Here is an 11,974-nt window from a genome sequence, read left to right as displayed (position 1 = left end):
GGCGCCGGCCTATCCCGCATTCGGCGCAGTTGCCACCGCAGCCTGCTGGGCCTCGGCATCGCGCTCGATACGCAGCCGCGGCAGATGCTGCGGGAATTCGCGCTGCATGAAGTCGATCAGCGCTTCGCGGATCCTGCAACGCAGGTCCCACGCGAGCCCCGATGATGCCGCCGTACACAGCACGCGCAGCTGCATGGTCCGCTCGGTCGCATCGGTGACGACGAGATTGAAGAAGCGCTGGTCCCATTCGGGCGCGGCGTGCACGACGCGCTCCAGCTCCTCGCGCAGCGGCGCGAGCGGCATGCCGTAGTCAACGTGGAAGAACACCGAGCCCATGATCTGCGCACTGCTGCGCGTCCAGTTCTGGAATGGCTTCTCGATGAAATACTGCAGCGGCACGATGAGCCGGCGTTCGTCCCACAGCCGCATCACGACATAGGTCCCCGTGATCTCCTCCACACGGCCCCATTCGCCCTCAACGATCAGGACATCATCGAGCCGGATCGGCTGCGTCAGCGCGAGCTGCAGCCCGGCGATCATGTTGCTGAACACGGGCTTGGCTGCAAAACCCGCAATCAGGCCGACCACGCCAGCCGAGGCGAGCAAGCTCGCGCCGACCTGCCGCGCGCCCGGAAAGGTCATCAACAGCATGGCTGCGCCCATCACCGTGGCCAGCGTCATCGCAATACGAGACAGCACGCGCGTCTGCGTGTGGATGCGCCGTGCGCCCATGTTGTCGGCCACATCGACCGGATGCCGGTCCATGACGCCCTGTGCAAAGCCGGAGATGATCCGCACCACGAGCCAGGTGGTCGCAGCAATCATCAGCAAGCCGTTGAGATGGCGCACGCTGTCGATCCAGCGCAGCTCGTCCGGCGCGGCCTGCCATACGGTTTGCAGCGCCAGAAGCGGAAGCACGACGCTGGATGGAGCGCGCGCCTTCCTGACAATGGCATGCAGGACCGGCGCGGGCCGGGTCAGGCGCATCAGCACCAGTCCGCCAAGCCGATGCACGATCAACGCAATCACCACAGCGGCCACGGCCGCCGCCCAGGTGCCAAACCACGGGTGTGCGAGGAGGATTCCAATATTCATCGGTCATCCTTTGTCATGGCGGGGTCCCGGCTCGGCGCTTGCCATGGCCTGCCGCATCACGCGTACCGACGCCCCATTGCGGGACCTGAAAAGGGAAATGCGCGGATGGAATGTGAAACGCGTTGCGGGCCGACGCCTCACTCGGACAGCACGACACGCGCTATGTACGCCATGTACGCTACGTACGAATTCCAAACAGGCCTTGCCAGAACGACTCGAAAGCGCCCGGGTGACGGCTGGCTTGCTTCGCCGCGTCCTGCTCAGGCGCGATCTCCGGTGCCGCCTCTGCCTGCGCCGCTTCCTCCGCCTCGGAATGTGCCTTGCGCGACTCCTGCAAGGCCCAGACGCTGTCAGCGATACGCCCGGCCAGTTCCGCCTCGCAATCGCGGCCAAGCAGCACGCCGAAGAGGACGTCACGGTTGTGGCCGGCGTCGGCGAAACGCATCGCGATGACGACCATCTTTTCGTAGTGCTCCTGCGCAACGCGTTGCGCTTCGCGCTGCGCCGCCTGCTCCTGTTCTTCCTGCGCGGCGTGTTCCGCTTGCCAGCGGTGCATTTCCTGCTCGAACACGTCGTCGTACACGCGCCGTTGCGTCTCGTCGGAGAGGATGGCGTACGCGTCGCGGATTTCCTGGAAGGCCAGGTGTGCCTCGGCCTCGCGGCCGGGGTTGCGGTCAGGGTGCCACTTCATCGCGGCACGGCGGTAGGCGCGCTTGATCTCGTCCAGGGTAGCGTCCGATTCGACGCCAAGGGTCGCATAGAGGGTCATGGTGCGGGGGAGACTGCTGCGTTGGCGTTTATCGTAGCATGGCAGTGACTCGCAGACGCCGCTTGCGCGCCCTATGCCGCTGCCATTGAGCGCTTCTCCGACAGGCCTGTAGGATAGCGGTCTTCACCCACGCAACAGGACACGCCGATGACCGAACTGAAGCTCCCAACGTACGCAGACGTCCAGGAGGCCGCGACCCGCCTTGACGGCGTCGCGAACCGCACGCCGGTCAATACGTCGCGCACGCTCAATGACATGCTCGGCGCCGAAATCTTCTTCAAGTGCGAGAATTTCCAGCGCATGGGAGCGTTCAAGTTTCGCGGCGCGTACAACGCACTGTCGAAGTTCAGCCCCGAGCAACGCCGCGCGGGCGTGGTGGCGTTCTCGTCGGGCAACCATGCGCAGGGCATCGCACTGTCGGCAAGGCTGCTGGGCATTCCCGCGACCATCGTGATGCCGCACGACGCACCGGCAGCCAAGGTGGCGGCCACCAAGGGCTACGGCGCCAACGTCGTGATCTATGACCGCTACACCGAGGATCGCGAAGCCATCGGCCGCCGCCTGGCCGACGAGCACGGCTTCACGCTGATTCCGCCTTATGACCACCCGGACGTCCTGTCCGGCCAGGGCACGGCAGCGAAGGAACTGTTCGAGGAGGTCGGCGCATTGGACGTTGTGCTGACACCGCTCGGCGGCGGCGGATTGCTATCCGGCACCGCACTGACCGCGCGCGCGCTGTCGCCGCAATGCAAGCTCTATGGCGTCGAACCGGAAGCCGGCAACGATGGACAGCAGTCGTTCCGCAGCGGCGCCATCGTGCACATCGACACCCCGAAAACAATTGCCGACGGTGCCCAGACACCGCATCTCGGGCAGTACACGTTCAGCATCATCAAGCGGGATGTCGACGATATCCTGACCGCCTCCGATGCCCAGCTGGTGGAAGCGATGAAGTTCTACGCCACGCGCATGAAGATGATCGTCGAGCCCACGGGCTGCCTCGGCCTGGCAGCTGCCATGCAGATGAAGGACGCGCTGAAGGGCAAGCGCGTCGGCATCATCATCAGTGGCGGCAATATCGACCTGGAGCGGTTCTGCGAACTGGTGTCCGCGTAAGAGCGGGCGGCCTGTCCGCCAGGCCGCCGGCGACTCCCCTGCGCTTCAGTTGCTGCTGCGGGCCGGGCTTTCCATCTTCTTCATGGCCTCTTCCACCGCGCGTTTCATGCTCAGGGTGTCCGCACCCTGGCGTGGCGGGTAGTCCTGCAGGCTCTTGAGGTGCGCCTGCAGGAAACTGCTGGCGGCGGTCGGCGCCCACAGCTTGGATGCGAGGAACTTGCGTCCGATGTAGCCCCACTCATGCGATTCCGGATCCATCTTCTCCATCGGGTCCATGCGCAGATTGAAGACATACGGCACGCTCGGGTATGACTTTTCATTGAACCAGCTCCCGTCCTTCTTTACCCCGATATGCATCTTCCAGTTGTCGACGCGCACGGCCATGAGGTCGGTCTCGTCGTAATAGAAGTACTCCCTGCGCGCGGACTTCGGTGACTTTCCCGTCCAGTAGTCAAGGTTGTTGTAGCCGTCCAGGTGCGCCTTGTAGGATGTACCGCTCATCCTGTACCCCTTGAGCAGCTTTTCCTTCAGGTCGGGCACGCCAGCGGCGGCCGCCAGCGTGACATAGAGGTCTTCGTGCGCCTGCATCTCGTTGGCGTCGGTTCCCGGCGCGATCTTGCCGGGCCAGCGGATCAGGCAAGGCACGCGCACACCGCCTTCCCACGTGGTCCCTTTCTCGCCGCGGAACGGTGCGTACCCGCCGTCCGGCCAGTACATCAGTTCGTTGCCGTTGTCGGTCGTGTAGACGACGATGGTGTTGTCCGCCACGCCGAGGTCTTCGAGCTTCTTCAGAATGGCGCCGACGTGCTCGTCGTGCTCGATCATCTTGGCGCGGACGACGTCCTCTTCCGCGCGGCCCTCATCCACGGCCTTCTGCACATACTTCTGCTGCGGATGCGACCAGATGTGGATGGCGGTGGAGTTGAACCAGACGAAGAACGGCTTGCCATCCTTGCTGTCCTTGCCGGCCTTGTCCATCCAGGCAAGCGTATGGCCGAGTACCTCGCCGTCGATCGTCTGCATGCGCTGGCGCGTGAGCGGGCCGGTATCCTCGATACGCTGCTTGCCGACGCGGCCGAATTTCGGATCGGTCGTGGCGTCGTCAGTGGTGGTGGCCCACGCATGCAGCACGCCGCGCGGCCCGAGCCGCTTGCGATAGTCGGGGTTCTTCTGGCCCGGGTAATCGAGTTGCTCGGGCTCCTCTTCGGCATTCAGGTGGTAGAGGTTGCCAAACCACTCGTCGAAGCCGTGGACCGTTGGCAGGAACTCGTTCCGGTCGCCAAGGTGATTCTTGCCGAACTGAGCCGTTGCGTAACCCTGCGACTTCAGGACTTCGGCCAGCGTCGGGTCTTCCTTCTGGATGCCTCGGGTCGACCCGGGAATGCCGACCGTGGTCATGCCGGTGCGAATCGGCAGTTGCCCCGTCAGGAAGGCTGCGCGCCCCGCGGTGCAGCTCGGCTGGCCGTAGTGGTCCGTAAACAGCGCACCCTCCTTGGCAATTCGATCGATATTGGGCGTGCGGCCCATCATGCCGTGGGTATAGGCGCCCAGGTTCCACATGCCGATGTCATCGCCGAAGATGACGACGATGTTCGGCTTCCTGTCGCTGGTCTGCGCCGTGCCGGCCAGCGGCAACAGGAACAGCGGAAGCGCGCAGAGACCGGTGAGTAATGTGCGCCATGGCCGCCCCGGACTGCGGGGACGCATCGCGAAAGCCCGACAGGCGCGCGGCCAGCTGGCAATCCACTGCAAAGTCGATCGTAGGTCCATGGCTCATTCCTCCTTTGGGACAGTTGGGCAACTGCACGCTCGAGGCATTACTGGCGCTGCAGCCTCGCCTTGTTCCACTGCTCGTCATCCATGACCAGCCGGAAGCCAAGGTGCGACATGCTGTTGTAAGGATCGGTGCCGCGCCGCGCGCTGGGCCGGTAGCTCAGGCAGTAGTCCTCGTTGCAGAGGAAGGACCCACCACGCGTGACGCGCCTGGGCGCATCGACGGGCACACCCGGCTCGCTCGGATCCCATGAGGCGATGGGACCGGGAGGATCGTCGATCCGCTTGCTGAGCGCAGCCTCGCGCCGGAACTGGTCGGCGCGGTACCAGTCCGCGACCCACTGCCACGCGTTGCCGGTCATGTCATAGAGGCCGTAGCCGTTGGCCGGAAACGTGCCGACCGGGCTGGTGCCCAGCGCGCCGCCCGCCTTGGGGCTGATCACCGGGAACGGCTGCCCTTGCTGGCCCTGCCAGACGTTGGCCATCTGCTTGCCCTCGGGCGCGAATTTCTCGCCCCAAGCGTAGGTGGCCTGCTCCAGCCCGCCGCGCGCGGCGAACTCCCACTCGGCTTCGGTCGGCAAACGCTTGTGAGTCCATTTGGCATAGGCCTGCGCATCCTCATAGGAGACCTGGACTACCGGGTGATTGTCCTTGCCCTCGATCGACGTTCCCGGCCCGCCCGGATGGCGCCAGTCCGCGCCCGGCACATAGCGCCACCAGCGCGAATAGTCCTGCAGCGGCACGGGGCGCGACGTGCCCACGAACACCATGGCGCCCGCGACCATTGCACTGGCCGGCGGGCGCGGCGTACCGGGCGGCAGTTGGACCTTCAGGGTTTCCCAGTCAGGCGCCTTCTCGGCGGTGGTGACATAGCCGGTTGCTTCGACGAACTTGCGGAACTCGGCATTGGTGACATGGTGCTGGTCCATCCAGAAGCCGTGAATGCGCACCTTGTGCGCGGGCTTCTCGTTGGCCTGGGCCATCTTGCTGTCGCTGCCCATGAGGAATTCGCCGCCGGGCACATGCGCCATGCCGGCCGGGCCGCGTATGCCATCTCCCGCTTCGAACGCGGCTGCGCCTGGCGCTCCGGTACGCGAAAGCAGGTATGAGACGCCGATGCCGAGGGCCACGGCACCGGCCACCAGGACTGCTGGCAGCACACGCCGCAGCGGTACGGTTCGCGCCGTGGGTCTCTCGTTCCGCTTCACCTGCCGGGCCCGCTTCATCGTGGAACCTTCCTTACTTCCGACACGGTGCCGCTGACTGGCGACAGCGCGTGAATGCCAGATGTCTTTCCCGATACACGCCATGCGCGGCCGAAAACCGCTGACCAAGCTTGCCGGACGATGCGCCGATCGGCCATCGGGACCAAGGGCAACCGCATTTCCCCTTCCCGCAATAGCGCACCGCACCCATCCAAGACTGACCGCTTCCCGCTTCCCGCTTCTCTATGCGATCGATGCGGGATCAGCCAGCAAAGGACGGGCAAGACGCATCAGGTCGGCCAGCGAGCCAGCCCCCAGTCGGCGCATCAATGCCGCGCGGCACGACTTGATGGTCCGCTCGCTCAAGCCCAGCTCCGCAGCGATCTCGCGGTTGATGCGGCCACCGACAATGCCCAGCAACACCGCACGCTCCCGATCGCTGAGCGACATCTGCCGTTGCGCACTCAGCGCCGCCCGTCGTGCCCTGTCGGCGGTCAGTGCAGTTTCCACTGCCTCGAACAGCCACTCCGGCTCGATCGGCTTGAGCAGGAAATCGCTCGCACCTTGCTTGAATGCCTGCACCGTGCGAGGCACATCCCGGTAGGCGCTCATGAAGACGATTGGCATATGGCGGCCCTGCCGTTGCAGGATGCGCTGCACCTGCAAGCCGTTCACGCCAGCCATTTCAAGGTCCAGCAACAGGCAGGCGGGCACCTCTGGCGTGTCCGTCACGAGAAACTCGCCGGGCGACCCGTAACAATGGACCAGATATCCAGATGCTGTCAGCAGCCCCCTGATAGCCATGCGCACGGATTCATCATCATCCAGCACATGGACGTGGTCATGGGATTCGCTCATGAGAGTCCTTCTCGCCAGGCCGCGCGGACGCCGAGTTCGACGCCCGACACCGTCAGAGCCTGGCGAGCCTTCGCCGTCGCCCGATCAGGCCGGCAGTTCATGATCCTTGAACACCTGGCGCAAGCCGAGCTTGTAGATTTTCCCGGTAGCGGTCAGCGGCAGGGAGTCGACAAACACCACGTCGTCCGGCGTCCACCACTTTGCGATCTTGCCGTCCAGGTAGGCCAGCACGGCGGCCTTGTCGACCTCGGCACCCGGTTTCTTCACGCAGATCAGCAGCGGGCGTTCCTGCCACTTCGGATGCGGCAGCGCAATCACTGCGGCCATCGCAATGCCCGGGCAACCCACTGCCGCGTTCTCCAGGTCGATCGACGAGATCCATTCGCCGCCGGACTTGATCACGTCCTTTGAGCGGTCGACCAGCGTGACGTAACCATCTTCGTCAATTGTGGCGATGTCGCCGGTGTCGAAGAAGCCTTCGCTGTCCAGCAGGTTGTCGTCGCCCTTGAAGTACCGGCCGATAATCCACGGACCGCTGACCATGAGCTTCCCGCTGGCCTTGCCGTCGTGCGGCAGCCGCTGGCCATCGTCATCGACGATCTTGAGCTGCACGCCATACACCGCGCGGCCCTGCTTCATCTGGATGTCGTAGCGCTGCGACGCGGTCAGATTCGCGTGCTTGGGCAGCAGGCGGCAGACCACGCCAAGCGGGCTCATCTCCGTCATGCCCCAGGCATGCAGCAGGAAGGTGCCGAAGTCGCGGTCGAAGCGCTCGATCATCATGCGCGGCGCTGCTGAGCCGCCGACCACGGCATCTTTCAGGCACAGATCCTCGCGCGGGTTCAGGCCGTTGGCATCGACATGCTGGAACAGCATCTGCCAGATGGTCGGGACACCGGCCGCCAGCGTGACGCGCTCATCGCGCAGCAGGTCATAGATGCTCTTGCCGTCGAGATGCGGCCCGGGCAGCACCAGTTTGGCGCCAGTCATCGCGGCCGCATACGGCAGGCCCCACGCGTTGACGTGGAACAGCGGCACCACGAGCAGGATGGTAGCGTCGGCCGATGAACCGAGCGAGTCGGACAGGCTGATCACGTGGTTGTGCAGCACCGTCGAACGGTGCGAGTACAGCACGCCCTTCGGGTTGCCGGTCGTGCCCGAGGTGTAGCACAGCGTCGATGCCGAACGCTCATCGAACTGCGGCCACGTGAAGGACGGATCGGCAGGCGTATCGTCGAACAGGGTCTCGTAGCCAGCGAAGTCCCGGATCGCCGGCGCTGCCGTTTCCACGGAATCCTGATTGGCCAGCGCATAGAAGCGCCGCACGGTCGGGAAGCGCGACTGCAGCTTCTCGATCAACGGCGCGAACGGCAAGTCGAAGAACAGGATCTCGTCTTCCGCATGGTTGACGATGTATTCCAGGTGTTCCGGCGACAGGCGCGGGTTGATCGTGTGCAGCACGGCGCCGAGGCCCATCACGGCAAAGTACAGCTCAAGATGGCGATAGGTATTCGTCGCCAGCGTCGCGACCATGCTGCCGTGTTTGACGCCCCGCTTCTGCAGGGCGATCGCCAGGCGGCGCGAACGTTCACCGAGTTCGCGCCAGTTGCATCGATGGATGGGACCCTCGACCGTCCTCGTGACGATCTCGACATTCGGGTGAAAGCGCTCCGCGTGTTCGAGCAGCGATGAAATCAGCAGCGGTTTGTCCTGCATCTGGCCAAGCATGTTGTCTCCTGTTTTGTTAAGAGCGGGATATCAAGGGAAGCTTCTACTGGTAGAAGCCTTCGCCTTTCTCCGCCATCGTCTTCAGCAAGGCCGGCGGCGCAAAGCGTGCCCCATGCTGCGTGGAAAGCCTTTCGCATTGTTCGACGAACTGCGCGATACCAACGGTCTGCACCCACGAGATCGGTCCACCGCGAAACGCCGGGAACCCCCAGGCCAGGATCGCGCCGACATCCGCATCGCGCGCCGTCGTCAGCACGCCTTCTTCCATGCAGCGCACGGTTTCCACCGCCTGCACGGCAATCAGGCGCTCGATCAGCGACTGCACGTCGGGCTGGCTTTGTGCAAGCGGGAACAACTCGGCCAGTCCGCTCCAGAGATGCTTCTTGCCGCCCGCGGGATACTCGTAGTAGCCCATGCCCGCCTTCTTGCCGATGCGGCCAAGCTCGACCATCTTCGCGGCTACGTCATGGCCGGGACGCGGCTGGTAGGCGTCGCCGAGGTCGGCACGGGTCTGCCGGTCGATCTTGTAGACCAGCTCGCTCGAGACTTCGTCGGTCAGCGCAAGCGGCCCCACCGGCATTCCTGCCATCAGGCCCGCGTTCTCGATCAGCGCAGGCGCAATACCCTCGCGCAGCATGGCCAGGCCTTCGAGCACGTAGGACGAGAACACACGGCTCGTATAGAAGCCGCGCGAGTCGTTGACGACAATCGGCGTCATGCCGAGCGCCTGGATCAGGTCCAGCGAGCGCGCCAGCGTCGCCTGACTCGTCTGCTTGCCGACGATGACCTCGACCAGCGGCATGCGCTCGACCGGCGAGAAGAAATGCAGGCCGATAAAGTTGGCCGGACGCGCGCTGGCCTCCGCCAGGCCCGTGATCGGCAGTGTCGAGGTGTTGGAAGCGAAGATCGCATCGGCAGCCAGCACCGCTTCGCTCTTCTTCGTCACGTCGGCCTTGATCGCGCGGTCCTCGAACACGGCTTCGACGACGATCTCGGCACCATCCAGTCGTGCATAGTCGGTGGTCGGCGTAATGCGGCCGAGCAGTGCTTGCGCCTTGTCCTGCGCAAGCTGGCCGCGCTCCACCTGTTTGTCGACCAGCGCCCGCGAATACGCCTTGCCCTTCTCGGCCGCTTCCTGGTTCATGTCGATCAGCACGACCTCAATGCCGGATTTCGCCGCCACGTAGGCAATACCCGCGCCCATCATGCCGGCGCCGAGTACGCCGATCTTGCTGTATTTCTGCACCGGCACGCCGGCCGGGCGCCCGGCGAGCTTGTTGGCCTCTCCCATGCTGAAGAACAGCGTGCGGATCATGTTCTTCGCTTCCGGCGTCATTACCGTTTCGACGAAGTAGCGGGCCTCGGTCTGCAAGCCGGTATCGATATTGGTGATCAGGCCTTCGTACACGCAGGACAGGATGTTGGCCGGCGCCGGATAGTTGCCGTAGGTCTTTGCGCGCAGCAGCGCATTGGAGGCCATGAAGACCTGCTGCACCGCCGGCGACGACACCGCGCCGCCCGGAATCCGGTAGCCCTTGGCGTCCCACGGCTGCTGCCGGATATCGTGTTGCGCAAGCAGCCACTCGCGCGCGGCCTCCACTTCGGTGCCGGGCGCCACCACGGCATCCAGAATGCCGAGCTTCAGCGCTTCGGCCGCCTTCAGGCGCTTGCCTTCCAGCAGCAGCGGCAATGATTTCTGGATGCCGATCAGGCGCGGCAGGCGCTGCGTGCCGCCGCCACCCGGCAGCAGCCCGAGCGTCACCTCTGGCAAACCAAAGCGCGCTTTCGGGTTGTCAGCCGCAACGCGGTAGTGCCCGGCCAGCGCGATTTCCAGGCCACCGCCCAGCGTCGCGCCCGGCAACGCCATCGCGACCGGCTTGCCGCAGGTTTCGAGGCTGCGCAATGCACGGTGCAGGCGCATCACGCGCCCGAACAGTTCCGCGGCGTCGCTGGCCGAGAGCAGCCATTCGAGATCGCCGCCGGCAATGAAGTCCGGCTTGGCGGAGGTCATCAGGATGCCGTTGACCGCATCGTCGGACACGGCCCGTTCGATTGCGGCAAACAGCGCTTCGCAGCTTTCGCCGTTCAGCACGTTCTGGCTGCGGCCCGGCATGTTCCAGCACAAAGTGGCGATGCCCTGCGGGTCAAGAGTGAAGTCGATCATGTCAGTTTCCTCAGAGGCGTTCGATGATGGTGGCGGTGCCCATGCCGGCACCCACGCACAGCGTGGCCAGGCCGGTGGCGACGTTGCGCCGTTCCATCTCGTCGAGCAGGATGCCGAGGATCATGGCGCCGGTCGCGCCAAGCGGATGCCCCATCGCAATCGAACCGCCGTTGACGTTGATCCTGTCGTGCGGGATCGCCAGCACTTCCATGAAGCGCAGCACGACCGACGCGAAGGCTTCGTTGAGTTCCCACAGGTCGATGTCCGACACCGACATGCCGGCGCGCTTCAGCGCCTTCTCGGCCGCGTAGCTCGGCCCCGTCAGCATGATCGACGGCTCCGAGCCAATCGTCGCGAATGAACGGACGCGCGCACGCGGCTTCAATCCGGCGCGTTCGCCGGCGTCACGGTTACCAATCAGCACAGCAGCGGCGCCGTCGACGATGCCGGAGCTGTTGCCGGCGTGGTGCACGTGACGAATCTGCTCGATTTCCGGATAGCGCTGACGGATCACCGCGTCGAAGCCGAACTGCTCGCCCATCTCGGCGAACGACGGCTTGAGCTGGCCGAGCGATTCGACCGTGGCTTCCGGACGCATCAGCTCGTCATGGTCGAGGATGGTCAGGCCGTTACGGTCGAGCACCGGTACGACGGTCTTCGCAAAGTGACCAGCGTCCCATGCACGCTTCGCGCGCTGCTGGCTCTCGACGGCATAGGCATCGACGTCGCGCCGGCTGTGGCCCCACATCGTCGCAATCGCATCCGCCGACACGCCCTGCGGCACAAAGTAGCGCTTGAACGCGCTCTGCGGATCGACCGGCCATGCGCCGCCCGACGAGCCCATGGGTACGCGCGACATCGCCTCGACGCCGCCGCCGACCACCAGGTCGGACTGGCCCGACATCACCTGCGCGGCTGCCATATTGCAAGCTTCCAGCCCGGACGCGCAGAAGCGGTTGATCTGCACGCCCGCCACGCTCTCCGCGTAGTCGGCCGCGAGGGCCGCCATGCGGCCGATGCACGCGCCCTGCTCGCCGATCGGCTCGACGCAACCCAGCACGACATCGTCGATCAGGCTCGTATCCAGGTCATTGCGCGTGCCCAGCGCGCGCAGTGCGACTTCGGCCAGCCGCAGCGGCGTGACACCGTGCAGCGATCCGTCCTTCCTGCCTTTGCCACGCGGCGTACGGACCGCGTCGTAGATATAAGCTTCCATGTATTCGTCTCCAGTTGACGCTTGTTGCCGCTCGCAGCGGAGAAGCGGTC

9 protein-coding genes are annotated in these 11,974 nt (G+C 64.9%); 1 reads left to right on the top strand and 8 read right to left on the bottom strand.

Annotated features, from left to right (window positions below):
* Positions 1–9 precede the first annotated feature (9 nt).
* Entirely contained in the window at positions 10–1,095 is a 1,086-nt protein-coding gene (locus tag KHO41_RS25225; RefSeq protein WP_211955991.1) for a mechanosensitive ion channel family protein, read from the bottom strand.
* 178 nt (positions 1,096–1,273) lie between these two features.
* Positions 1,274–1,864: a J domain-containing protein gene (locus KHO41_RS25220; protein WP_211955990.1), complete on the bottom strand. Its 591-nt coding sequence runs from the start codon at positions 1,862–1,864 to the stop codon at positions 1,274–1,276.
* A 147-nt stretch (positions 1,865–2,011) separates the two neighbouring features.
* Between KHO41_RS25220 and KHO41_RS25215 the strand changes: the two genes are divergently transcribed.
* On the top strand, positions 2,012–2,980 hold the full coding sequence (locus KHO41_RS25215; RefSeq protein ID WP_211955989.1) for a threo-3-hydroxy-L-aspartate ammonia-lyase: 969 nt from the start codon (positions 2,012–2,014) through the stop codon (positions 2,978–2,980).
* A 45-nt stretch (positions 2,981–3,025) separates the two neighbouring features.
* Here KHO41_RS25215 and KHO41_RS25210 read toward each other — a convergent pair whose 3' ends face one another.
* From KHO41_RS25210 to KHO41_RS25185, 6 genes are all read right to left on the bottom strand, one after another.
* The gene (locus KHO41_RS25210) at positions 3,026–4,750 is read right to left on the bottom strand and encodes an arylsulfatase (protein WP_244874017.1); all 1,725 of its coding nucleotides are present in this window, start codon (positions 4,748–4,750) and stop codon (positions 3,026–3,028) included.
* A gap of 47 nt (positions 4,751–4,797) precedes the next feature.
* Entirely contained in the window at positions 4,798–5,979 is a 1,182-nt protein-coding gene (locus tag KHO41_RS25205; protein ID WP_211955988.1) for a formylglycine-generating enzyme family protein, read from the bottom strand.
* A gap of 222 nt (positions 5,980–6,201) precedes the next feature.
* The gene (locus KHO41_RS25200) at positions 6,202–6,816 is read right to left on the bottom strand and encodes a response regulator transcription factor (protein ID WP_211955987.1); all 615 of its coding nucleotides are present in this window, start codon (positions 6,814–6,816) and stop codon (positions 6,202–6,204) included.
* 84 nt (positions 6,817–6,900) lie between these two features.
* Positions 6,901–8,544, bottom strand: coding sequence for a long-chain-fatty-acid--CoA ligase (locus tag KHO41_RS25195; RefSeq protein WP_211955986.1), 1,644 nt, complete (start codon positions 8,542–8,544; stop codon positions 6,901–6,903).
* A 43-nt stretch (positions 8,545–8,587) separates the two neighbouring features.
* A complete protein-coding gene (locus tag KHO41_RS25190) occupies positions 8,588–10,708 on the bottom strand; it encodes a 3-hydroxyacyl-CoA dehydrogenase NAD-binding domain-containing protein (RefSeq protein ID WP_211955985.1) in 2,121 nt (706 codons plus the stop codon).
* A 10-nt stretch (positions 10,709–10,718) separates the two neighbouring features.
* The gene (locus KHO41_RS25185) at positions 10,719–11,924 is read right to left on the bottom strand and encodes an acetyl-CoA C-acetyltransferase (protein ID WP_211955984.1); all 1,206 of its coding nucleotides are present in this window, start codon (positions 11,922–11,924) and stop codon (positions 10,719–10,721) included.
* Positions 11,925–11,974: the final 50 nt, after the last annotated feature.

Source organism: Cupriavidus numazuensis (assembly GCF_905397435.1).
In the GTDB taxonomy this organism is placed as follows: domain Bacteria; phylum Pseudomonadota; class Gammaproteobacteria; order Burkholderiales; family Burkholderiaceae; genus Cupriavidus; species Cupriavidus numazuensis.
This window is presented reverse-complemented; position numbering and strand designations above follow the sequence as displayed.